This window comes from Leclercia sp. LSNIH3 (assembly GCF_002935105.1).
Classification (GTDB): Bacteria; Pseudomonadota; Gammaproteobacteria; order Enterobacterales; family Enterobacteriaceae; genus Enterobacter; species Enterobacter adecarboxylatus.
Window position 1 is genome coordinate 3,306,671 of the sequence record NZ_CP026387.1, and the last position, 22,043, is coordinate 3,328,713.

Below are 22,043 nucleotides of genomic sequence, written 5' to 3' on the forward strand. Positions count from 1 at the left end.
CTGGTTGCGCGTATCCATATCATTTTTGCATAGACTGCCGATAAAACGATATTTTTTATTCTCTTCGGGCTGTGGCGTAATCATAAAAAATTGATTTCCCGGAGAGCACCATGCCACGCCCGCTGAACAACACCGATACCGATCTGAACGCCAACAATTTGCTGCGCCTGCCTGCGGAGTTTGGCTGCCCGGTCTGGGTCTATGACGCGCAGATTATCCGCGACAAAATTGCGGCACTGCATCAGTTCGACGTGGTGCGCTTTGCCCAGAAAGCCTGCTCCAACATCCACATTCTGCGCCTGATGCGTGAGCAGGGCGTCAGGGTCGACTCCGTGTCGCTCGGTGAAATCGAGCGTGCGCTGGCGGCGGGCTACGATCCACAGGCCGACCAGGATTCCATCGTCTTTACCGCCGATCTGATCGACAGCGCCACCCTTGCCCGGGTGCGTGAGCTGCAGATCCCGGTCAACGCCGGTTCGGTGGATATGCTGGAGCAACTGGGGCAGGTATCGCCGGGCCATCGCGTCTGGCTGCGCGTCAATCCGGGCTTTGGTCACGGTCATAGCCAGAAGACCAACACCGGCGGCGAAAACAGCAAACACGGTATCTGGTACAGCGATCTGCCCGCGGCACTGGAAGTATTGCAGCGCTATAACCTGAAGCTGGTGGGTATCCACATGCACATTGGCTCCGGCGTGGATTACGGTCACCTTGAGCAGGTGTGTGGCGCGATGGTGCGCCAGGTGATTGAGTTTGGTCAGGATCTGGAGGCGATCTCCGCGGGCGGTGGGTTATCCATTCCGTATCGCGAAGGGGAAGAGGCGATCGATACCGATCACTACTTCGGTTTATGGAACGGCGCGCGAGACAAAATTGCCGCCCATCTGGGTCACCCTGTGAAGCTGGAGATCGAGCCGGGGCGTTTCCTGGTGGCGGAATCGGGCGTGCTGGTGGCCCAGGTGCGCAGCGTGAAAGCGATGGGGAGCCGTCACTTCGTGCTGATCGACGCGGGCTTTAACGATCTGATGCGTCCGTCCATGTACGGCAGCTATCACCACATTACCGCCCTGGCGGCGGACGGCCGGGATTTAACCCAGGCACCGGTGGTGGAGACGGTGGTGGCCGGGCCGCTGTGCGAATCTGGGGATGTCTTTACCCAGCAGGAGGGCGGGAAAGTGGAAACCCGCGCACTGCCGCAGGTGGTGCCGGGGGATTATCTGGTGCTGCACGATACTGGCGCGTACGGTGCGTCGATGTCCTCAAACTACAACAGCCGTCCGCTGCTGCCGGAAGTGCTGTTTGATAAGGGCGAGGCGCGGCTGATCCGCCGCCGCCAGACCATTCAGGAACTGCTCGCGCTCGAACTCTTCTGATCGAACCAGGGTCCCGTCGCCACCGAATCGCGCAGTACCAGCGTGCCGGTAAACGGCGGGATCGCTTCGATCGGCTCGTTCTTAGTCAGCCGGATCGCCTGATCGATAGCGGTAGTGATCATGTTGTCGATCGGCAGATAGACGGTAGACAGCGCCGGTTCCAGCCACTTCGCGCAGGGCGCGTCATCAAACCCGAATAACGACACGTCCTGCGGAATGCGCAGCCCGGCCTGGTGCAGCGCCTTCGAGGCTCCCAGAGCCATATCATCATTACAGGCAAACAGGGCGCTGAACGGCACCTTGTCGTTCAGTAACTCCTGACACAGCTCATACCCGCGGGTCATCCCCGAATCGCCATATTTTACCCGGTTCTCATCCCAGGGAATGCCGTGCTTTTCCAGCGCCTTGCGATAGCCGGCCAGTCGCGCCTTGCCGGTGGGGGTGTGGATCGGCACCGTCATACAGGCGATCTCCCGGTGCCCCTGGCTTATCAGGTACTCCACGGCACTGAAGGCCGCCGACTGCTGCTCGAAGAACACGCAGCGTTCCCGGGCCTGGCTGACGTCGCGGTTGATCGCGATAAGCGGCATCTGCACGCTGTTGATGAGCTTCATGATCGCTTTTTCGCTCATGTAGCGGGTATAAAGCACGATGGCATCGCACTGGCGATCGGCCAGCATCTGCACCGCTTCCTCTTCCCGCTCCGGGGTATCGTGACCGTCGGTGACAATCAACTGTTTGCCGTGCGTTTCGGTCTGACGCGAGGCCTGCTGCAGCAGGCGGCCAAAGTAAAAACCGTCAAAGGTCGAGACCACCAGACCAATGCTGTTGCTGGTCCGGTTCGCCAGCGATCGCGCCAGAAAATTGGGGCGATAGCCCAGCTCTTCCATCGCGTTAAACACCTGCTGACGGGTACTCTCTTTGACCTGACCTGTGCCGTTCAGTACGCGCGACACCGTGGCTTTCGACACGCCCGCGCGCAGTGAGACATCCAGCATTGTTGCCATTTGTTCTTCCTGCTTCCACGTTATGCTCGCAAGTTTATCACAGACGTTCAGGGGCATAAGCCGGACGGGAGGGGCAAAACCCCCATCAGGATCACGCTTTCTGGTAACGGGTCGCGGACAACGTAAAAGTGGCATACCAAAGTGATTATAAATTACTCTCTGGGATACCTCTTTCCGCGTTGAGAGCTTAATCACAGAACAAATCGTGACTGGAAGCTATTTTTGGTATGCCAATAGAAGCCGGCTGTACACCTTATCCCAATAAAGGCCCTTTTACTGAGGTATTACCCCATGGCATTACAGGAAAAACTGATCAACTCTCTGGGCAGTTTCGCCACTAAGTTCAACAGTTATCGCTACATCATGGCGATAAAGTCCGCCTTCATCACCTTAATGCCGGTCATCATTGTGGGCGCGTTTTCGGTGCTGATCTCCAACATGGTGCTGGATCCGAAAAACGGTTTAGCCAGCTTTCAGTCGCTCTCGTTTCTCGCCACGCTAAAACCGATCACCAGCGCCCTGAACTACGCCACGCTGAACTTCCTTAATATCGGAGCCGTGTTCTTAATTGGCATCGAACTGGGGCGCATCAACGGCATGAAGTCCCTGTTCCCGGGGCTGCTGGCGGTGATCTGCTTTATCTGCGTCACCCCCACCACCGTTGAGATGATGGTCGATGGCGAAATGCACATCGTAAAAGATGTGCTGCTGCGCCAGTTCTCCGATACCCGCAGCCTGTTCCTCGGCATGTTTATCGCCATCCTGTCGGTGGAGATTTACTGCTGGCTGGAGGGACGCCCGGGGCTGAAAATCAGAATGCCTGACACCGTGCCGCCGAACGTGTCGGCCTCGTTTTCGGCGCTGATCCCGGCGATCATTACCACCACCCTCATCGCCACCTTTGGTTTTGTGTTCCATCAGGTGACCGGCATGTACCTGTACGATGCGGTCTATCAGGTGGTGCAGCAGCCGCTGGAGCGGGTGGTACAAAGCCTGCCGGGGATCCTGCTGCTGATGTTCGTCGCTCAGTTGTTCTGGGTGATTGGTATCCACGGTAACCAGATGATCAAACCGATCCGCGAGCCGCTACTGCTGGGGGCGATCACCGTCAACATGAGCGCCTTTGAGCAGGGCAAAGAGATCCCGAACATCATCACCATGCCGTTCTGGGATGTGTACATGAGCATCGGCGGCTCGGGCCTGACCATTGGCCTGCTGATCGCCGTGATGATCGGCACCAAACGCAAAGAGATGAAGGAGATTGCCAAGCTCTCCATCGGCCCGGGGATCTTTAACATCAATGAGCCGGTGATCTTCGGTATGCCAATCATGCTCAACCCGATTCTGGCGATCCCATTCATCATCACCCCGCTGGTGACCGGCTCCATCGGTTACTTCGCCACCGTCACCGGTTTTGCCGGTAAAGCCGTGGTGATGGTGCCCTGGACCACACCGCCGCTGATCAACGCCTGGCTCTCCACCGCCGGTTCGATGGGTGCGGTGGTCACGCAGGGTATCTGCATCATTACTGCCGTCCTGATTTACCTGCCGTTTGTGAAAATTGCTTCACGCCGCGCTGAGCAGGCTGCGATTCAGGCCGCCAACAAGGAGGCGACAAATAACGCATGAGCATAAAACAGATGACTATCCCCGAGGATTTTATCCTTGGGGCGGCGGCCTCCGCCTGGCAAACCGAGGGCTGGAGCGGCAAGAAAGCCGGGCAGGATTCGTGGATCGATCTCTGGTACAAAAACGATCGTCAGGTGTGGCATAACGGCTACGGCCCGGCGGTCGCCACCGATTTCATCAACCGGTTCCGTGAAGACGTGGCGCTGATGAAGCAGGCCGGGCTGACCCACTACCGCACCTCGATCAACTGGTCGCGTTTTCTTACCGATTACGAAAACGCCACCGTGGATGAGGAGTACGCCGCCTATTACGACGCCCTGTTTGCGGAGATGCACCGCCAGGGCATTGAGCCGATGATCTGCCTGGAGCACTACGAGCTGCCGGGCGTCTTGCTGGAAACCTACGGCGGCTGGGCGTCAAAGCATGTGGTGGAACTGTTCGTGCGCTATGCCGAAAAAGTGTTTGCCCGCTATCACCATCAGGTGAAGCGCTGGTTCAGCTTCAACGAGCCGATTGTGGTCCAGACCCGGGTCTATCTCGACGCGCTGCGCTGGCCGTATGAACAGAACACCAGCACCTGGATGCAGTGGAATCACCATAAGGTGCTGGCGACGGCGAAGGTGGTGAAGCTGTTCCGTGAAAAAGGTTATCGCGGTAGCGTGGGCTGCATTCTTAACCCGGAGGTGACCTATCCGCGGTCGCGCGCGGCCCATGATGTGAAGGCCGCTGAGATCTACGACCTGTTCTACAACCGGGTATTCCTCGATCCACTGGTACACGGCCACTACCCGCAAGAATTGTTTACCCTGCTGGAGAAACATCAGGTGCAGTGGGAATACAGCGCCGAAGAGCTGGCGCTGATAGCTGACAACACCGTCGATGAGCTGGGGATCAACCTCTATTACCCGCATCGGGTTAAGGCTCCGTCCCGGGCATGGCATCCTGACACACCCTTCCATCCGGCCTGGTACTACGAACCCTTTGAACTGCCGGGGCGGCGAATGAACCCCTCCCGTGGCTGGGAGATCGCCCCGCGGATTATTTACGACATGGCGATGCGGATCAAAAACGACTACCGCAACATCGACTGGTTTGTCGCCGAAAGCGGGATGGGAGTGGAAAACGAAGGCCAGTACCGCAACCGCGACGGAATCATTGAGGACAGCTACCGCATTAACTTCATCAGCGAGCATCTCTATTACACGCTGCTGGCGCGGGAGGAGGGGGCAAACTGCCACGGCTTCATGCTGTGGGCCTTCACCGATAACGTCTCGCCAATGAACGCCTTTAAAAACCGCTACGGCCTGATTGAGATCGATCTGGCGGATAACCGCGCCCGACACCCCAAAAAGTCGGCCAGCTGGTTCCGGCAACTGCGTGATGAGCGTGTGCTGACCCTGACCATTGATGACGAATGGAAGTAGCCGCAGATCGCGACGCTTCTGGTAACATAGTGCGCAAACTGGCCGGGAGGATGCCCGGCCCGCGCATTAACTCACAGTACAGGTGATAACGTGGATAAGGCTGTCGTCCCGGCGGAAAAGAAGCAGTACCAGGAGATTGGCGAAGATTTACGCGCCCAGATCATCCAGGGGCACTATCCCGTAGGCTCGCGTCTGCCGCCGGAGCGCAATATCGCGGAAACCTACGGCGTCAGCCGCACTATCGTGCGGGAAGCGCTGCTGATGCTGGAGCTGCAGGGCACCGTGGATATCCGTCAGGGGTCCGGCGTCTACGTGATGCGCATCCCCGAAGAGCATGAAAACGAGGAAGAGCGTCTGTTAAAAAGCGACGTTGGCCCGTTTGAAATCTTACAGGCGCGCCAGCTGCTCGAAAGCAACATCGCCGCTTTTGCTGCCAAAATGGCGACCCGCGCCGATATCGACAACCTGCGTCGCATCATCGAGCAGGAGCAGCGGGCGATCGCCGCCAATGACAACAGCCAGGACAACAGCAAGATGTTTCATCTGGTGCTGGCAGCCGCTACGCAGAATCAGATGCTGCTGGCGACGGTTGAAAGCGTCTGGCACCACATGGACAGCAGTCCACTGTGGCAGCAGTTCAACGTCCATATCGCCAGCCGGGCATATCGCCTGAAGTGGCTGGGCGACAGACAAACTATTCTCGCCGCCCTCCGCCGCCGCGACGTAATGGGAGCCTGGCAGGCCATGTTCCAGCATCTGGAAAATGTCAAAAAGAGCCTGCTGGAGTTCTCCGATGAAGACGCCCCGGACTTTGACGGTTATCTGTTTGAGTCGGTGCCCCTTTTCCAGGGGAAGCTGGTGTGAAGATCCAACCGCTGTACGCCGCCCCGCAGCATGCGGAGCAGGTGATCGACTGGCTGTGGCAGGCCTTTGGCGACGGCCTGTCGCGCGATTTTTTCGCCAGCGTCGTGACCTACAGTCAGACTCCGGGCGCGCTGCCGCTCACCTTTATTGCCACCGAGGGCGAGCAGTTACTTGGCACGGTGGGGTTATGGCGCTGCGATCTGATCACCCGCCAGGATCTCTACCCCTGGCTGGCGGCGCTCTATGTGGATGAAGCGGCGCGCGGGCAGGGGCTGGCGGGCAAATTACAGCATCATGTGCAGAGGTATGCCGCAGAGAACGGACATCGCGAGCTGCATCTCTGGTCAGCCTGCCGCGATTTCTATGAACGCTACGGCTGGAACTACATCGGTGACGGCCTGGAGTACCCGGACAAAACCGTGCACCTGTACCGCTATTCGCTGGTGGACTCTGCCGGCGGCGTGACCGAGTGACGGCGCACCAGCGTCGGGCTGAACACGTGGGTGATCTCCGGCGGCTGGCGTTTATCCGCCAGTGACAGCGCCAGCTCCGCCGCCTGGGTCGCCATTGTGACAATCGGGTAGCGCACCGTGGTCAGCCGCGGGCGAACATAGCGGGAGATAAGAATGTCATCGAAGCCGATTAGCGAAATATCTCCCGGCACGTCAATCCCGTTATCGTTTAATACGCCCATCGCCCCGGCCGCCATTGAGTCGTTATAGCAGGCAATCGCCGTAAAGTTACGCCCGCGTCCCAGCAACTCCGTCATGGCCTGCTCGCCGCCGCGCTCATCGGGTTCGCCATAGGTGACCAGACGATCGTTGCAGGGCAGGTCGTTTTCGCGCAGCGCATCGTAATAACCCTGTAGCCGGTCTTCGGCATCAGAGATAGGGTGGTTAGAGCAGAGGTAGCCGATGCGGGTATGGCCCTGCTGGATCAAGTGGCGAGTGGCAAGCCAGGCGCCATAGCGATCGTCCAGAGCCACGCAGCGCTGTTCATAGCCGGGAATAATGCGGTTCACAATGACCATGCCGGGGATCTGCTTCATCAGATGGACGAGCTCATCATCCGGCAGCTTCTTCGCATGCACCACCAGCGCCGCGCAACGGTGACGAATCAACTGCTCAATCGCCTGACGCTCTTTCTGTTCGTTGTGGTAACCATTGCCGATCAGCAGAAAATTGCCGGTGTGGTAGGCGACCTGCTCCACGGCTTTCACCATCGCGCCGAAAAAGGGATCTGACACATCGCCCACCACCAGCCCGACGGTATCGGTAGACTGCTGGGCCAGCGCCCGGGCGTTGGCATTAGGGTGATAGTTCAGTGATTCCATCGCAGCCAGCACCGCCTGACGGGAGGTTTCGCTGGCTTTGGGGGAATTGTTGATGACGCGTGAAACCGTGGCAACAGAAACACCCGCCAGTCGGGCCACATCCTTAATTGTCGCCATTCTCTACCTTCTCATTGGGGTAAGCGTTTACACACTAATTAGTGTTGCGGAAAAGTCAGGTGTATTCAAGCGCAGGGCGGTGAGGCATTTCACAAAGGTGATACAGGGCTGCGGAAATTGTGTAATCGTTACACAGCGAAGCGTGACAAAGACGGGTGAATTTGAATCTTTGGTTACACTTTGCCTCAGGCTGTTGCGATTGTCTGCTGGCAGGGAAAGAGTCGCCATTGCTACATTTGAGATCCCAGAGGTATTGATAGGTGACGTTAACCCGCGGTTAACTGCCAAGCTTTACACCAGCCTGCGTTCTTACGCAGGTTTTTTTTGCTTGTTGTTCAACATGTAACAGCCGCAGATAAAATTCACACCTGGTTGCACTTCGGCTCATTCGCTTGCTTTTTAGCACTGGAGAAGTCGGGTGCCAGACGCCACAATCAAGATCCCAGAGGTATTGATTGGTGAGAATTCTTAGTACGTACTGCGTACTCATCTCTTGCACCAACCTGCGCAGATGCGCAGGTTTTTTTTTGTCTCTATCCGGCTGTCGCTCCTGCTGCACTTCTCGTGTAATCTGCCACAATTTACCGTAACCCGACAAATTGAAAGGCAAAGGGAGTTGAGATGTTATTTGGGTTCTTCCGCACGCTGTTCCGTATTCTTTTTCGTGTCCGTCTGACGGGCGACACCCAGGCATTGCACGCCGGGCGCGTTCTTATCACCCCCAATCATGTCTCCTTTATTGACGGCATTCTGCTGGCGCTGTTTTTACCCGTGCGGCCGGTGTTCGCGGTCTATACCTCTGTCAGCAAGCAGTGGTACATGCGCTGGCTGACATCACTGATTGATTTTGTTCCGCTCGACCCGACCAAACCGATGATGATCAAACACCTGGTGCGTCTGATTGAGCAGGGGCGTCCGGTGGTGATCTTCCCGGAAGGGCGCATCTCTATCACCGGCTCGCTGATGAAAATCTATGACGGCGCGGGTTTTGTGGCGGCGAAATCCGGTGCCACCGTGGTGCCGGTACGCATTGAAGGCGCGGAGCTGACCTTTTTCAGCCGTCTGAAAGGGCTGGTGAAACAGCGCTTGTTCCCACGCATTACCCTGCATCTGCTGCCGCCGACCACTTTGCCGATGCCCGATGCGCCTCGCGCCCGCGATCGACGTAAAATCGCCGGGGAGATGCTGCATCAGGTCATGATGGAAGCCCGGATGGCGGTGCGCCCGCGCGAAACCCTGTATGAGTCGCTGTTGTCGGCGATGTACCGCTATGGCGCAAAGAAACACTGCATCGACGATATCAATTTTGCCCCTGACAGCTATCACAAGCTGCTGACCAAAACCCTGTTTGTTGGCCGTATCCTTGAAAAATACAGCAAGCAAGGGGAAAAGATCGGCCTGCTGCTGCCGAATGCCGGGATCAGCGCCGCGGTGATCTTTGGTGCCGTCTCCCGCGGGCGTATTCCTGCGATGCTGAACTACACCGCAGGGGTGAAAGGACTCAGCAGCGCCTTCACCGCCGCGCAAATCAATACTGTGTTTACCTCACGCACGTTTCTCGATAAAGGCAAACTCTGGCATCTGCCTGAGCAGCTCACCCAGGTGCGCTGGGTCTTCCTCGAAGATCTGAAAGCAGAGGTCACCGCGGGCGATAAGCTGTGGATTTTTGCTCACCTGCTGATGCCGCACCTGGCGCAGGTGAAACAGCAGCCGGAAGATGCCGCCGTGATCCTCTTTACCTCCGGCTCGGAGGGGAACCCGAAAGGGGTGGTCCACAGCCATAAAAGCCTGCTGGCCAACGTCGAGCAGATTAAAACTATCGCTGACTTCACCGCCCGGGATCGCTTTATGTCGGCGCTGCCGCTGTTCCACTCCTTTGGCCTGACAGTGGGGCTGTTCACGCCGCTGCTTACCGGTGCCGAAGTGTTCCTCTATCCTAGCCCGCTGCACTATCGCATTGTGCCCGAGCTGACCTATGACCGTAACTGTACGGTGATCTTTGGCACCTCGACCTTCCTCGGCAACTACGCCCGTTTCGCCAATCCGTATGATTTTCACCGCGTGCGCTACGTGGTGGCCGGGGCGGAGAAATTACAGGAGAGCACCCGCCAGCTGTGGCAGGACAAGTTTGGCCTGCGCATCCTGGAAGGCTACGGCGTGACCGAGTGCGCGCCGGTGGTCTCTATTAACGTGCCGATGGCGGCGAAGCCCGGCACCGTCGGGCGCATTCTACCGGGGATGGACGCGCGTCTGCTCGCCGTTCCGGGCATTGAAGAGGGCGGACGCCTGCAGCTGAAAGGGCCGAACGTCATGAACGGCTACCTGCGGGTAGAAAACCCGGGCGTGCTGGAAGCGCCAACGGCAGAGAATATCAACGGCGAGGTCGAAACCGGCTGGTACGACACCGGCGATATCGTACGCTTTGACGAGCAGGGCTATGTGCAGATCCAGGGCCGCGCAAAACGCTTTGCCAAAATCGCCGGGGAAATGGTGTCGCTGGAGATGGTTGAACAGCTGGCGCTGGCCGTTTCGGCGGACAAAATGCACGCCACTGCAGTGAAAACCGATGCCAGTAAAGGCGAGGCGCTGGTGCTCTTTACCACCGACAGCGAGCTGAAGCGCGAGCAGTTGCTTCAGAAGGCGCGAGAGCATGGCATTCCTGAGCTGGCGGTACCGCGCGATATTCGCTACTTAAAACAGCTTCCGGTGCTGGGCAGCGGCAAGCCGGATTTTGTCACCCTCAAAGGCATGGTTGACCAGGCGGAGCCGCATAATGAGTGAGTCAGTACACACTAACACCTCAATCTGGTCGAAAGGGATGATGGCGGTCACTGCCGCCCAGTTCCTCTCTGCTTTTGGCGATAACGCACTGCTGTTTGCCACCCTGGCGCTGCTCAAATCCCAGTTTTACCCGGACTGGAGCCAACCGATTCTACAGATGGTGTTTGTGGGCGCTTACATCGTTTTCGCCCCCTTTGTGGGTCAGGTCGCGGATAGCTTCGCGAAAGGGCGAGTGATGATGTTCGCCAACAGCCTGAAACTGCTGGGTGCCGCCAGTATCTGCTTTGGCGTGAATCCGTTTATTGGCTATACGCTGGTGGGGATTGGGGCGGCAGCCTACTCACCGGCTAAATACGGCATCCTCGGCGAGCTGACGACCGGGGATAAGCTGGTCAAAGCTAACGGGCTGATGGAAGCGTCAACCATTGCGGCGATCCTGTTGGGTTCCATGGCGGGTGGGGTGCTGGCAGACTGGCATGTGCTGGCGGCGCTGGGCGTTTGTGCCGTGGTGTATGGCGGGGCGGTGATCGCCAACGTCTTCATCCCGAAACTGCCGGCGGCGCGTCCGGGGCAGTCCTGGCGTTTTACCCCGATGACCGCCAGCTTCTTTAACGCCTGCCGCGTACTGTGGCAAAACGGTGAAACCCGCTTCTCGCTGATGGGGACCAGCATGTTCTGGGGCGCGGGGGTCACGCTGCGCTTCCTGCTGGTGCTGTGGGTGCCCACGGCGCTGGGTATTACCGATAACGCCACGCCAACCTATCTCAACGCAATGGTGGCGGTGGGGATCGTTCTCGGCGCGGGTGCCGCGGCGAAGCTGGTGACACTGCAAACGGTGGCCCGCTGTATGCCTGCCGGGATCCTGATTGGCGTGGTGGTGCTGATCTTCGCCCTGCAACATGCGCTGTTACCGGCCTATGCGCTGCTGTTCCTGATGGGGATCTGCGGGGGCTTCTTCGTGGTACCGCTCAATGCGCTGCTGCAGGAGCGCGGGAAACATACCGTTGGCGCAGGCAATGCCATTGCGGTGCAAAACCTCGGTGAAAACGCCGCCATGCTGCTGATGCTCGGGCTTTACTCGCTGGCCGTGAAGGTGGGGGTGCCGGTGGTGGGCATTGGCGTTGGATTTGGTGGCCTGTTTGCGCTGGCGATTGCGGCGCTGTGGGTGTGGCAGCGTCGGCGGTAATACCGCGCCGGGCTGTCCGGTCTGATGCCTTCATCCTGAGGCACTCTCCTTGAGAGAGGGCGCAAATATTAAATAAGGCAACTCAGGTTGTAATGCCAGTCAGTTAAACGATTCGGTATTTCTAAGCGACTGAAGTGGAAGGGTTCCGTTCACTAAAGCACCTCTGCTTTATGCCCCCTCCGCTGCGGTGAACGTGCCAGGGGGGCTCGCCGCCTCCCCCCTGGCTACCCCGGCTCCCGGCAATTTTGTCCTCAGCTTATTCCCTCCGGCTTTCGGGCCGGGTACCAGCCTGCATCCCTGCAGGCTATGCCCTCCCGGCGCGTCCCTGCGCCTCGCCCCGGCCTGCGGTCAACGCTTCGGCGATTTTCAGCCGGATTCACGCTCCCTCACGCTTCTCAGTCGCCTGAATGTGGCACGGGTGTTGAGTCCCCGCTGAAACCGGCGAACCGGAGACCGGATGACAAGGGCTGGGCGCCAGGGATGGCGGCCAGAGGCGAATCGAGACAGGATGTCGAGTTGAGCCGACCGCAGGCAGCCGGTCGGGAGGTGAGCGCAGTGCGGAGCACCGGTTTCATTGCGGGGCCGCGGGGATTGATAAGGGGGGCCCGGCGGCCCCCCTTGTCACGTTCACGGGTTGTGTAATGCCATCTTCTGCTGAACATGAGGTGAACGGAACAATCCGCCGGGCTTAACTGACTGGCATTACAACTCAGGTTGCCTTTTTGCTTTTATTACGGCGCCGGGTAGGTATACACCTGATGCACCGCTTCAATCTCCGCTAACACTTCTTCGCTCAGATCCAGATGGAAGCTTTCAATGTTCGTTTTCAGCTGCTCCAGGGTGGTCGCGCCCAACAGGGTGCTGGCAACAAACGGCTGACGGCGCACAAAGGCCAGTGCCATCTGCGCTGGATCCAGCCCGTGACGTTTAGCGATATCGACGTAGGCCGCCACCGCTTTCTGCGTCTGCTCACCGCTGTAACGGGTAAAGCGGCTAAACAGCGTATTACGTGCTCCCGCCGGTTTGGCACCGTTGAGATACTTACCGGTCAGCGTCCCGAAGGCCAGGCAAGAGTAGGCCAGCAGTTCAACGCCTTCATACTGGCTCACTTCCGCCAGACCCACTTCATAGCTGCGGTTCACCAGGCTGTACGGGTTTTGAATGGTCACGATGCGCGGCAGGTCGTGCTTATCCGCCAGGTGCAGATAGCGCATGACGCCGAAGGCCGTTTCGTTAGAGACGCCGATGTAGCGGATTTTCCCCGCGCGCTGGCATTCGGTTAAGGCTTCCAGCGTTTCCAGCAGCGTGACGACCGGCGCGCTATCGCTCCAGCTATATCCAAGCTTGCCGAAGCAGTTGGTCGGGCGCTGAGGCCAGTGGACCTGATAAAGGTCGAGATAATCGGTCTGTAAACGCGTCAGGCTGGCATCCAGCGCGGCGCGGATGTTTTTCCGATCGAGCATCTGATTCGGGCGAATGCCGCTGTCATTATTGCGCGACGGGCCGCTGACTTTGGAGGCGACAATCAGCTTTTCGCGGTTGCCGCGTTTTGCCAGCCAGTTGCCGACATAAGTTTCGGTTAAGCCCTGGGTTTCCGGGCGGGGTGGCACCGGGTACATCTCTGCGACATCAATCAGGTTAATGCCCTGGCTGACGGCGTAATCGAGTTGGGCATGGGCATCGGCTTCGCTATTTTGTTCACCAAATGTCATCGTGCCCAACCCCAGTTGGCTTATCTCAAGAGCGCTATGGGGGATACGGTGATAATGCATAGCCGGCTTCCTTATTTGACATGTTAAGCGCATCAGGAAGGAACTTCCCGACAAAGAACATACCCTACAAAATTCGAGTTGCAGGAAGGCGGCAGGAGAGCGCATCCCCAGGAGCATAGATAACTATGTGACTGGAGTGAGCAAGCGCAGCCAACGCGTCTGTAACCTGAAGTATGACGGGTATACAAACATGGCAGAGGGGAAGCGAAAGGGGAAGAGAAAAATCAAAAGGCCAGCAAGCTGCTGACCTTTACGACTATCTTTCAATAATCTGTGAAACGTCGTCGCGGTTAATCTGCATATTATTACCCTGCTGATCCCGGTAGCTGACCAGACCGGTATCATCGTCGACTTCGGGTTTGCCGTCGGTCAGGATCATGCGGCCATCTTTCGTCGCCATGACGTAATCGCTGCTACAACCTGAAACGGCAAACGCTAAACCAACAGCCGAGATTATTACTGCCCATTTCTTCATTTTTATTACCTCCACCTGGCTCGTATCACATCTTAGTGTAGTAATAACTCGGGCTTAGGTTTTAACAAAGCGGTGAAATCTGAAAAAACGGGCAATTATGTGATAAAAGACATAATTCTGGCTAAAAAGTCACGTGTTCAGCAGAAAGTGACGGGCTAACAGAGCACCCGTGAAGTTCTTTTTCAAATAAAAGCCACGGGGCAGCGTCAGGATCGGTTCGCCGCGCGCGCCGATGGCCTCGGTGAGGGCTTTACTGTTTGCCGCTTTGGGTCGCAGCTGGAGCACTTCGCCGTGACGGGCGGTGATACGCTCAACCTGACCCAGCACGATCATGTCCATTAACTCCTCCCAGTCCAGCCGCAGCTGACGATCTTCATCTTCATCCGGGCTCCAGATCAAAGGCGCGCCGACGCGCCGTGCCGCCAACGGGATCGCACGATCCCCCTCTACCGGGATCCACAGCACCCGCTTCAGCTTATGCCGCACGTGGCTGCTCTCCCAGGTGATCCCGGTATTGCTGGTTAAGGGTGCCACGCAGACAAAGGTCGTCTCCAGCGGGCGACCGAGGCTGTCGATTGGGATAGTCTTCAGCTCCACCCCCAGGGCGGCAAAATCCTGTTCTGGTTTGCTGCCCGCGCTGGCCCCCAGCCACAGCTCCAGCAGAACGCCCGTCCACCCTTTATCACGCTTCAGATCGGGCGGAACAGGCAGACCGGCCAGGGCGGCAAGCTCTCCCAGCGAGTATCCCGCCAGGCGCTGCGCTTGTTGCAATAAGGCCGCTTCCGTTGCGGGGGGAGAGGTCAGGGGAGCGAGGGGAAGCATGGTGATTGCCTTTTGGTTAAAAAATGAACAGCAGTTTTCCACTGCACAGACAGAGTTTAACTTTTTCTTTTTGCCTGTTCCAGGTGGATGATTTATCACAATTTTTATCAACTGCTAACCCGTTTAGGTACGGGATATATCCCAGTTGTTCAAATCTGGTCACTGACAATAAACAGGATCTTACACCCTGTTATCCACAGAAAAATGGGATAACTGGGCATAACCCCCACTACTGTTTCCATTTACAGCCTTGACGTGGGATGAAAATCGAAAAATCAGACAAAATGTGCCTAACTTATTGGCACAATCTGTGGATAAAACCGACGTTGTTCGATCTTTCATCAGTACGACGATCTTTAAAGTGACCTGCATCACACTAAGGCCTGTAATTCAGGTAATCCACAGTTTAACTCTATGAAATATAGTCCTTTGTAAAAATCAGTCTTATCTGCAATATTCAGAGTGATCTGGGTTGTCCATCGGTAATTCCACACTTCTTCACAACTCTATCCACAGAAAAAGTGAATAAAATTGCCCTTCTGACCGGTCATCTGTTTATAACTCTGATGATAATTGTGAGTTATTCAAATGTTATTCGGCTCCAGGCCAGAAAGAGAGTGGTTTACCGCCTCACTGGAGTGTGAAACAATCATTTATATATAAGGTTTAGTTTGGGGTAGTCCGGTGATTGATGACGATGGCTACCGCCCGAATGTAGGTATCGTAATTTGTAATCGCCAGGGTCAGGTTATGTGGGCCCGGCGATATGGTCAGCACTCCTGGCAATTTCCCCAAGGTGGGATTAATCCAGGAGAGTCAGCAGAGCAAGCGATGTATCGGGAGCTGTTCGAAGAAGTTGGCTTAAGCCGCAAGGATGTCCGCATTCTGGCTTCGACCCGCAACTGGTTGCGTTACAAGTTACCGAAGCGTTTGGTGCGTTGGGACACAAAGCCGGTATGTATCGGCCAGAAACAGAAATGGTTTCTTCTGCAATTGGTGAGCAGCGATGCGGATATCAATATGCAAACCAGCAGCACGCCCGAATTTGATGGCTGGCGCTGGGTCAGCTACTGGTATCCCGTTCGTCAGGTCGTGTCCTTTAAGCGCGACGTTTACCGTAGGGTGATGAAAGAGTTCGCAAGTGCCGTGATGATGCTTCAGGAGGCCCCTCCTAAGCCGCAGAGCGCACCTGCCTGGCGACGTAAAAGAGGTTAAGCTACGCACATTATGCTCACCCGCCTGCGCGAAATAGTCGAGAAGGTGGCCAGTGCCCCACGGCTCAACGAGGCGCTGGATATTCTGGTCACGGATATCTGCCTTGCGATGGAAACCGAGGTGTGTTCGGTCTATCTGGCCGATCACGACCGCAGGTGTTACTACCTTATGGCCACGCGCGGATTAAAAAAACCGCGTGGTCGTACCGTTGCGCTGGCATTTGATGAAGGCGTTGTAGGTCTGGTCGGGCGTCTGGCGGAACCCATCAACCTTGCCGATGCGCAGAAACACCCCAGCTTTAAATATATCCCCTCCGTCAAAGAGGAGCGCTTCCGCGCCTTCCTCGGCGTGCCGATTATCCAGCGCCGTCAGCTACTTGGCGTGCTGGTGGTACAGCAGCGTGAGCTGCGCCAGTATGATGAAAGCGAAGAGTCGTTCCTCGTTACGCTGGCCACGCAAATGGCCGCCATTCTTTCCCAATCTCAGCTGACGGCACTGTTTGGTCAGTACCGGCAGACGCGCATTCGCGCTTTACCGGCCTCACCGGGTGTTGCGATTGCAGAAGGCTGGATGGACGCCACGCTGCCGTTAATGGAGCAGGTTTACGAAGCCTCGACGCTGGACACCGCTCTTGAGCGCGAACGTCTCACCGGCGCGCTGGAAGAGGCCGCGAACGAGTTTCGCCGTTACAGCAAGCGTTTTGCCGCCGGGGCGCAGAAAGAGACGGCGGCGATCTTCGATCTTTACTCTCACCTGTTGTCCGATGCCCGCCTGCGCCGGGAGCTGTTTAACGAGGTCGACAACGGCGCGGTCGCCGAGTGGGCGGTTAAAAAGATCATCGAAAAATTCGCCGAACAGTTCGCCTCCTTAACTGACGGCTATCTGAAAGAGCGTGCCGGGGATCTGCGCACCTTAGGTCAGCGTCTGCTGTTCCATCTGGATGACACCATTCAGGGCGCTAATACCTGGCCGCCGCGATTTGTGCTGGTGGCGGATGAGCTCTCGGCAACCACCCTCGCAGAGCTGCCGCAGGACCGACTGGCCGGGATCGTGGTGCGCGATGGCGCCGCTAACTCTCACGCCGCCATTATGGTGCGTGCGCTGGGGATCCCGACCGTAATGGGGGCCGATATTCAGCCATCGGCGCTGCATCGTCGCACGCTGGTGGTCGATGGCTATCGCGGCGAGCTGCTGGTCGATCCTGAACCGGTGTTGTTGCAAGAATATCAAAAGCTTATCAGCGAAGAGAACGAGCTGAGCCGTCTTGCCGAAGATGACGTTAATCAGCCTGCCGCGCTGAAAAGCGGCGAGCGGATCAAAGTCATGCTCAATGCCGGGTTAAGCCCCGAGCATGAAGAGAAGCTCGGCAGCCGTATTGATGGCATCGGCCTCTACCGCACAGAAATTCCGTTTATGCTGCAAAGCGGCTTCCCCTCCGAAGAGGAGCAGGTGGCGCAGTATCAGGGCATGTTGCAGATGTTCAACGACAAACCGGTGACGCTACGCACCCTGGATGTCGGTGCGGATAAGCAACTGCCGTACATGCCGATCAGCGAAGAGAACCCCTGCCTGGGCTGGCGCGGGATCCGCATTACCCTCGATCAGCCGGAGATCTTCCTGATCCAGGTGCGTGCCATGCTGCGCGCCAATGCCGCGACCGGTAACCTCAGCATTTTGTTGCCGATGGTGACCAGCATCGACGAGATCGACGAAGCCCGGCGTCTTATTGAACGTGCCGGGCGCGAAGTCGAAGAGATGATCGGCTACGAAATTCCGAAACCGCGGATCGGGGTGATGCTCGAAGTCCCCTCGATGGTCTTTATGCTGCCGCAGCTGGCGAGCCGCGTCGATTTCATCTCGGTGGGCACTAACGACCTGACCCAGTACATGCTGGCGGTGGATCGTAACAACACCCGGGTGGCGAGTATTTACGATAGCCTGCATCCGGCGATGCTCCGTGCGCTGGCGATGATCGCCCGCGAGGCACAAGAGCAGGGCATCGATCTGCGTTTGTGCGGCGAGATGGCCGGTGACTCGATGTGTGTCGCGATCCTGATCGGCCTCGGTTTCCGTCACTTATCCATGAACGGACGCTCTGTCGCCCGTGTGAAATATCTGCTGCGGCATATCGATTTTGAAGAGGCGCAGCTGCTGGCAAAACGCAGCCTTGAAGCACAGCTGGCGACGGAAGTACGTCATCAGGTGGCGGCCTTTATGGAGCGTCGCGGTATGGGTGGCCTGATCCGCGGCGGACGTTAAACGCCGGGTATCCCTCCTCCCCGGGGGAGGGACACAAACTAGGCGAAGTCTCTATACACATCTTTTACATCTCGGGCGCAACCTCCTCGCTCGCTTGTGCTATGATTCGCACCTTTGGAGCGCAGGGTACGCCTTTGCGCGCATCTCTACCGCTGTCCACTTTCAGCGGAATAACAACATCTTGTGGTGACAGATGAACAGTGGCTATCTGCATTTTCCGGAGTTTGATCCGGTCATTTTCTCAATTGGACCCGTCGCGCTTCACTGGTACGGCCTGATGTATCTGGTCGGTTTCGTCTTTGCCATGTGGCTGGCTGGCCGTCGCGCCAAACGCCCTGGCAGTGGCTGGACCAAAGACGAAGTGGAAAACCTGCTGTATGCCGGTTTCCTCGGCGTTTTCCTCGGTGGACGTATCGGCTATGTGCTGTTCTATAACTTCCCGGTCTTCCTGGCCGATCCGCTCTACCTGTTCCGCGTCTGGGATGGCGGCATGTCCTTCCACGGTGGCCTGATTGGTGTCATCCTGGTGATGGTCATCTTCGCTAAACGCACTAAACGCAGCTTCTTCCAGGTGGCTGATTTTATTGCGCCATTAATCCCGTTTGGTCTGGGTGCGGGTCGTCTCGGTAACTTCATCAACGGTGAACTGTGGGGCCGCGTTGATCCGAGCGTGTCGTTTACCATGCTCTTCCCGCAGTCGCGTGCCGAAGATATGGCGCTGCTGCCATCGCACCCGGAGTGGCAGTCCATTTTCGATACCTACGGCGTTCTGCCGCGCCATATGTCCCAACTGTATGAAATGGCGCTGGAAGGTGTGGTGCTGTTTATCATTCTGAACCTGTTTATTCGCAAGCCGCGTCCGACCGGCTCCGTATCGGGCCTGTTCCTGATCGGTTATGGCGCGTTCCGCATCATCGTTGAGTTCTTCCGTCAGCCGGATGCGCAGTTTACCGGGACGTGGGTTCAGTACATCAGCATGGGGCAGATCCTCTCCATTCCGATGATTATCGCGGGCATTGCAATGATGGTCTGGGCGTTCCGTCGTCCACAGCAACAGGTCTCCTGAGGAATCATGAAACAGTATCTTGAACTGATGCAAAAAGTGCTCGATGAGGGCACGCCAAAGAACGATCGCACCGGCACCGGGACGGTCTCCATTTTTGGCCACCAGATGCGCTTCAATCTGCAGGAAGGCTTTCCGCTGGTCACGACCAAGCGCTGCCATTTACGCTCCATCATTCATGAACTGCTCTGGTTCCTGCAGGGCGATACCAACATTGCCTATCTGCGTGAGAACAATGTCTCCATCTGGGACGAATGGGCGGATGAAAACGGCGATCTTGGCCCGGTCTATGGCAAGCAATGGCGCGCCTGGCCAACGCCGGATGGCCGCCATATCGACCAGATCACCACCGTGATGAATCAGCTGAAAAACGATCCAGACTCGCGCCGTATCATCGTGTCTGCCTGGAACGTGGGCGAGCTGGATAAGATGGCGCTGGCCCCGTGCCACGCGTTTTTCCAGTTCTACGTAGCGGATGGCAAGCTCTCTTGCCAGCTCTACCAGCGCTCCTGCGATGTGTTCCTCGGACTGCCGTTCAACATCGCCAGCTATGCACTGCTGGTGCATATGATGGCGCAGCAGTGTGACCTGGAAGTGGGTGATTTTGTCTGGACCGGTGGAGATACCCACCTGTACAGCAACCATATGGAGCAGACCCACCTGCAGCTGACCCGTGAGCCGCGTGCGCTGCCGAAGCTGGTTATCAAACGTAAACCGGACTCCATTTTCGACTATCGCTTCGAAGATTTCGAAATTGAAGGTTACGACCCGCATCCGGGTATCAAAGCGCCTGTGGCAATCTGATGCCACAATCGTGACATAACCGGCGCTCTTCGCGCCGGTTTTTTTATGCCCGCGTGATGGTTTTGCGAGGCTGCATCCGTGAGGATTGCAACGCGCTGCAATTCCGCTAAAAGTGCTGAAACCGCCTCGTAATCTGCCTTTCTGCCGCTCGAACCGTTTTTTTCCTCCGGGCACACTGCTGCCATGAAAAAGGAAAAGGGCTTTACCCTCATGGAAATGCTGATCGCCATCTCGCTGATCCTGACGCTCAGTGCGGCAGGTCTCTATGGCTGGCGGCACTGGCAGCAGCAACAACAGCTGTGGCAGACGGCGCGCCAGGTGCGTGACTATCTGGTGGTGCTGCGAAATGATGCCTGGCGAAATAACCTGGACAATACCGTGACCCTGAAACAGGACGGCAAACGGTGGTGTCTGTTAAAAACTGGCATTCCGGTCTGTCAGGCAGACAATGCGTTTGTGATTACGCCACAGTGGCCTGGCATTCAGCTCACCGAGTTAACGCCTGGGCTGGGATTTTACGGTTTACGGGATACCGCCTGGGCTGGCCGCATACGCCTGCAAAGCCAGGCCGGGGAGTGGCTAATTCTCGTATCCTCGTGGGGGCGTATCCGTATGTGCAACGGAAAGGGAGAGTTCGCATGCCGCTAAAGCAGCAGGGATTTTCACTGACCGAAGTGCTGGTCGCGATGGCGATAAGCAGCGTACTGCTGATGAGTGCGGCGCGATTCTTGCCCGCGCTACAGCGGTCAGTAGTGCTGCTCACGAAGCAGCAGGAGCTGGAAGAGGAGCTATGGCTGCGTATAAACGGCATAGGTAAACACCTGCAACGGGCGGGATATTGCGCGGGCAAGTGCGAGGGACAGCCGTTGACGATTGGTCAGCGGGGTGAATGCGTCATTGTTCAGTGGGACGAAAACAGTAATGGCCGCTGGGAAACCTTGCCTTCAGCCGCCGCAGAGCAGACTGGTTTTCGCCTGAGCGACGGCGCACTGGAAACTTTGCGAGGTGCGACGCAGTGCGGCGGTAAGGGTTGGGAGAGAATAACCGACCCTGACAGGATCAGGGTTCAGCGTTTTCAGGTGCAGCGCATTTCACGTGTGGGCTTTGCGCCGGAGCTGAGCCTGACGCTGGCGGCTTCTCTCGACGGAGAGCATCAGCGCCAGTTCGAGGCGCACCACACCGTGACCGGGTTTAATCTGTGAACCGTCAGCAGGGGATGTCGTCGCTGGCGCTGGTGCTCCTGCTGTTGATTCTCGGCAGCCTGATGCTGGCCGGGCTTAACCAGCAGCTTGCTGCGCTGACGCGAATCGTCAGTACGGAACATCAGGCGATACAGCATCAGGCGATAGCCCAGTCAGCGCTGGAGTGGGGCAGAATGCTCTCCTGGCCAACTCAGACTGGGCCCACATGCCGACAGCATCCGCAGCAACCGTGGCGCGTCTGCTTACGCATCCTTGAAGGGCGCGCGTTACTTATTGCCAGCAGCGGCAGCGTGACGATGTGGCGGTTGGGCGAAGTAAAGAATGACGGAGTCTCTTTCTCGCCGCAGGGCTGGAGCGATTTTTGTCCCCTGAAGGAGACGGCGTTATGTCAGCAACCGTAGCGAAACAGAAAGGGTTCAGCATCGTCGAGGTCTTGCTGGCCATGATGCTGATGGTCATGGTCGTTACCGGGCTGGCAGGTTACCATCGTGTTTTAGCCAGCCGCTTTGTCGCCCTTGAGCAGTATCGCCAGCTCTGGCGTCATGTCTGGTCGCAGTCACACCTGGCCGCCGGGGAGATGCCTCCGGGCTGGCAGGTAAACAGGGTGCAGACAACACCGGCCGGATGTGTCAGCATCTCGGTCTCACTTATTTCTCCATTGGGTCGGCAGGGTCAAATGACGCGCCTGCACTGCCCGGTTAGCCAGTAGTTGGGAGC

At 57.3% G+C, this 22,043-nt stretch carries 20 protein-coding genes; 15 read left to right on the forward strand and 5 right to left on the reverse strand.

Going from position 1 to position 22,043, the window contains the following annotated elements; genetic code table 11:
- The first annotated feature begins 110 nt into the window (after positions 1-110).
- Positions 111-1,373, forward strand: coding sequence for a diaminopimelate decarboxylase (lysA, locus tag C3F35_RS16130; protein WP_103792589.1), 1,263 nt, complete (start codon positions 111-113; stop codon positions 1,371-1,373).
- Here the strand turns inward: lysA and C3F35_RS16135 are convergent.
- Positions 1,343-2,380 carry a LacI family DNA-binding transcriptional regulator gene (locus C3F35_RS16135; RefSeq protein ID WP_103792588.1) on the reverse strand — a complete coding sequence of 346 codons (1,038 nt, stop codon included), beginning with the start codon at positions 2,378-2,380 and terminating at the stop codon, positions 1,343-1,345. The two genes, lysA and C3F35_RS16135, sit on opposite strands and share 31 nt — an antisense overlap.
- A 291-nt stretch (positions 2,381-2,671) precedes the next feature.
- Between C3F35_RS16135 and C3F35_RS16140 the strand changes: the two genes are divergently transcribed.
- From C3F35_RS16140 to C3F35_RS16155, 4 genes are all read left to right on the forward strand, one after another.
- Positions 2,672-4,009 carry a PTS sugar transporter subunit IIC gene (locus tag C3F35_RS16140; RefSeq protein ID WP_103792587.1) on the forward strand — a complete coding sequence of 446 codons (1,338 nt, stop codon included), beginning with the start codon at positions 2,672-2,674 and terminating at the stop codon, positions 4,007-4,009.
- Positions 4,006-5,433 (forward strand): glycoside hydrolase family 1 protein, encoded by a 1,428-nt coding sequence (locus tag C3F35_RS16145; protein WP_103792586.1) that lies wholly within the window; start codon positions 4,006-4,008, stop codon positions 5,431-5,433. Before C3F35_RS16140 ends, C3F35_RS16145 begins: the two co-directional genes overlap by 4 nt.
- Before the next feature lie 90 nt (positions 5,434-5,523).
- A complete protein-coding gene (locus C3F35_RS16150) occupies positions 5,524-6,297 on the forward strand; it encodes a GntR family transcriptional regulator (protein ID WP_059307264.1) in 774 nt (257 codons plus the stop codon).
- Positions 6,294-6,770 carry a GNAT family N-acetyltransferase gene (locus tag C3F35_RS16155; protein WP_103792585.1) on the forward strand — a complete coding sequence of 159 codons (477 nt, stop codon included), beginning with the start codon at positions 6,294-6,296 and terminating at the stop codon, positions 6,768-6,770. The genes C3F35_RS16150 and C3F35_RS16155 overlap by 4 nt, the downstream gene beginning before the upstream one ends.
- Here the strand turns inward: C3F35_RS16155 and galR are convergent.
- A complete protein-coding gene (gene galR, locus C3F35_RS16160) occupies positions 6,731-7,747 on the reverse strand; it encodes an HTH-type transcriptional regulator GalR (RefSeq protein WP_032613777.1) in 1,017 nt (338 codons plus the stop codon). The two genes, C3F35_RS16155 and galR, sit on opposite strands and share 40 nt — an antisense overlap.
- A 621-nt stretch (positions 7,748-8,368) precedes the next feature.
- Between galR and aas the strand changes: the two genes are divergently transcribed.
- Both aas and lplT read left to right on the forward strand, forming a co-directional pair.
- Entirely contained in the window at positions 8,369-10,528 is a 2,160-nt protein-coding gene (gene aas, locus C3F35_RS16170; protein WP_032613775.1) for a bifunctional acyl-ACP--phospholipid O-acyltransferase/long-chain-fatty-acid--ACP ligase, read from the forward strand.
- Complete coding sequence (gene lplT / locus C3F35_RS16175) at positions 10,521-11,714, forward strand: lysophospholipid transporter LplT (RefSeq protein WP_040287807.1); 1,194 nt, start codon at positions 10,521-10,523, stop codon at positions 11,712-11,714. The genes aas and lplT overlap by 8 nt, the downstream gene beginning before the upstream one ends.
- A 731-nt stretch (positions 11,715-12,445) precedes the next feature.
- Here the strand turns inward: lplT and C3F35_RS16185 are convergent.
- The 3 genes from C3F35_RS16185 to mutH all read right to left on the reverse strand — a co-directional run bounded on the left by C3F35_RS16185 (position 12,446) and on the right by mutH (position 14,783).
- Complete coding sequence (locus C3F35_RS16185) at positions 12,446-13,486, reverse strand: NADP(H)-dependent aldo-keto reductase (RefSeq protein WP_032613769.1); 1,041 nt, start codon at positions 13,484-13,486, stop codon at positions 12,446-12,448.
- Between the two features lie 256 nt (positions 13,487-13,742).
- Positions 13,743-13,961, reverse strand: coding sequence for a lipoprotein YgdR (gene ygdR, locus C3F35_RS16190; RefSeq protein WP_032613767.1), 219 nt, complete (start codon positions 13,959-13,961; stop codon positions 13,743-13,745).
- A gap of 129 nt (positions 13,962-14,090) precedes the next feature.
- Complete coding sequence (gene mutH, locus C3F35_RS16195; protein ID WP_032613765.1) at positions 14,091-14,783, reverse strand: DNA mismatch repair endonuclease MutH; 693 nt, start codon at positions 14,781-14,783, stop codon at positions 14,091-14,093.
- Between the two features lie 684 nt (positions 14,784-15,467).
- On the opposite strand from mutH, the gene rppH reads away from it, so the two are divergent.
- The 8 genes from rppH to C3F35_RS16235 all read left to right on the forward strand — a co-directional run bounded on the left by rppH (position 15,468) and on the right by C3F35_RS16235 (position 22,035).
- A complete protein-coding gene (gene rppH / locus C3F35_RS16200; protein ID WP_032613763.1) occupies positions 15,468-15,998 on the forward strand; it encodes an RNA pyrophosphohydrolase in 531 nt (176 codons plus the stop codon).
- Positions 15,999-16,010: 12 nt separating this feature from the next.
- Positions 16,011-18,257 carry a phosphoenolpyruvate--protein phosphotransferase gene (ptsP, locus tag C3F35_RS16205; protein ID WP_032613760.1) on the forward strand — a complete coding sequence of 749 codons (2,247 nt, stop codon included), beginning with the start codon at positions 16,011-16,013 and terminating at the stop codon, positions 18,255-18,257.
- A 193-nt stretch (positions 18,258-18,450) separates the two neighbouring features.
- A complete protein-coding gene (gene lgt / locus C3F35_RS16210; RefSeq protein ID WP_032613758.1) occupies positions 18,451-19,323 on the forward strand; it encodes a prolipoprotein diacylglyceryl transferase in 873 nt (290 codons plus the stop codon).
- A 6-nt stretch (positions 19,324-19,329) separates the two neighbouring features.
- Positions 19,330-20,124: a thymidylate synthase gene (thyA, locus tag C3F35_RS16215; protein ID WP_032613755.1), complete on the forward strand. Its 795-nt coding sequence runs from the start codon at positions 19,330-19,332 to the stop codon at positions 20,122-20,124.
- Between the two features lie 183 nt (positions 20,125-20,307).
- Positions 20,308-20,772 (forward strand): prepilin peptidase-dependent protein, encoded by a 465-nt coding sequence (locus tag C3F35_RS16220; protein WP_032613753.1) that lies wholly within the window; start codon positions 20,308-20,310, stop codon positions 20,770-20,772.
- The gene (locus C3F35_RS16225; protein WP_103792584.1) at positions 20,763-21,326 is read left to right on the forward strand and encodes a prepilin peptidase-dependent protein; all 564 of its coding nucleotides are present in this window, start codon (positions 20,763-20,765) and stop codon (positions 21,324-21,326) included. The genes C3F35_RS16220 and C3F35_RS16225 overlap by 10 nt, the downstream gene beginning before the upstream one ends.
- The gene (locus tag C3F35_RS16230; protein WP_103792583.1) at positions 21,323-21,727 is read left to right on the forward strand and encodes a DUF2509 family protein; all 405 of its coding nucleotides are present in this window, start codon (positions 21,323-21,325) and stop codon (positions 21,725-21,727) included. Before C3F35_RS16225 ends, C3F35_RS16230 begins: the two co-directional genes overlap by 4 nt.
- Complete coding sequence (locus C3F35_RS16235; RefSeq protein ID WP_103792582.1) at positions 21,712-22,035, forward strand: prepilin-type N-terminal cleavage/methylation domain-containing protein; 324 nt, start codon at positions 21,712-21,714, stop codon at positions 22,033-22,035. Before C3F35_RS16230 ends, C3F35_RS16235 begins: the two co-directional genes overlap by 16 nt.
- Positions 22,036-22,043 lie beyond the last annotated feature (8 nt).

Coding starts and splice junctions, on each gene's coding strand:
- C3F35_RS16140 (WP_103792587.1), top strand. CDS start 2,672: ATGGCATTACAGGAAAAACTGATCAACTCTCTGGGCAGTTTCGCCACT.
- aas (WP_032613775.1), top strand. CDS start 8,369: ATGTTATTTGGGTTCTTCCGCACGCTGTTCCGTATTCTTTTTCGTGTC.
- C3F35_RS16145 (WP_103792586.1), top strand. CDS start 4,006: ATGAGCATAAAACAGATGACTATCCCCGAGGATTTTATCCTTGGGGCG.
- C3F35_RS16185 (WP_032613769.1), bottom strand. CDS start 13,486: ATGCATTATCACCGTATCCCCCATAGCGCTCTTGAGATAAGCCAACTG.
- lgt (WP_032613758.1), top strand. CDS start 18,451: ATGAACAGTGGCTATCTGCATTTTCCGGAGTTTGATCCGGTCATTTTC.
- mutH (WP_032613765.1), bottom strand. CDS start 14,783: ATGCTTCCCCTCGCTCCCCTGACCTCTCCCCCCGCAACGGAAGCGGCC.
- ptsP (WP_032613760.1), top strand. CDS start 16,011: ATGCTCACCCGCCTGCGCGAAATAGTCGAGAAGGTGGCCAGTGCCCCA.
- lplT (WP_040287807.1), top strand. CDS start 10,521: ATGAGTGAGTCAGTACACACTAACACCTCAATCTGGTCGAAAGGGATG.
- ygdR (WP_032613767.1), bottom strand. CDS start 13,961: ATGAAGAAATGGGCAGTAATAATCTCGGCTGTTGGTTTAGCGTTTGCC.
- lysA (WP_103792589.1), top strand. CDS start 111: ATGCCACGCCCGCTGAACAACACCGATACCGATCTGAACGCCAACAAT.
- C3F35_RS16225 (WP_103792584.1), top strand. CDS start 20,763: ATGCCGCTAAAGCAGCAGGGATTTTCACTGACCGAAGTGCTGGTCGCG.
- galR (WP_032613777.1), bottom strand. CDS start 7,747: ATGGCGACAATTAAGGATGTGGCCCGACTGGCGGGTGTTTCTGTTGCC.
- C3F35_RS16220 (WP_032613753.1), top strand. CDS start 20,308: ATGAAAAAGGAAAAGGGCTTTACCCTCATGGAAATGCTGATCGCCATC.
- C3F35_RS16235 (WP_103792582.1), top strand. CDS start 21,712: ATGTCAGCAACCGTAGCGAAACAGAAAGGGTTCAGCATCGTCGAGGTC.
- C3F35_RS16135 (WP_103792588.1), bottom strand. CDS start 2,380: ATGGCAACAATGCTGGATGTCTCACTGCGCGCGGGCGTGTCGAAAGCC.
- thyA (WP_032613755.1), top strand. CDS start 19,330: ATGAAACAGTATCTTGAACTGATGCAAAAAGTGCTCGATGAGGGCACG.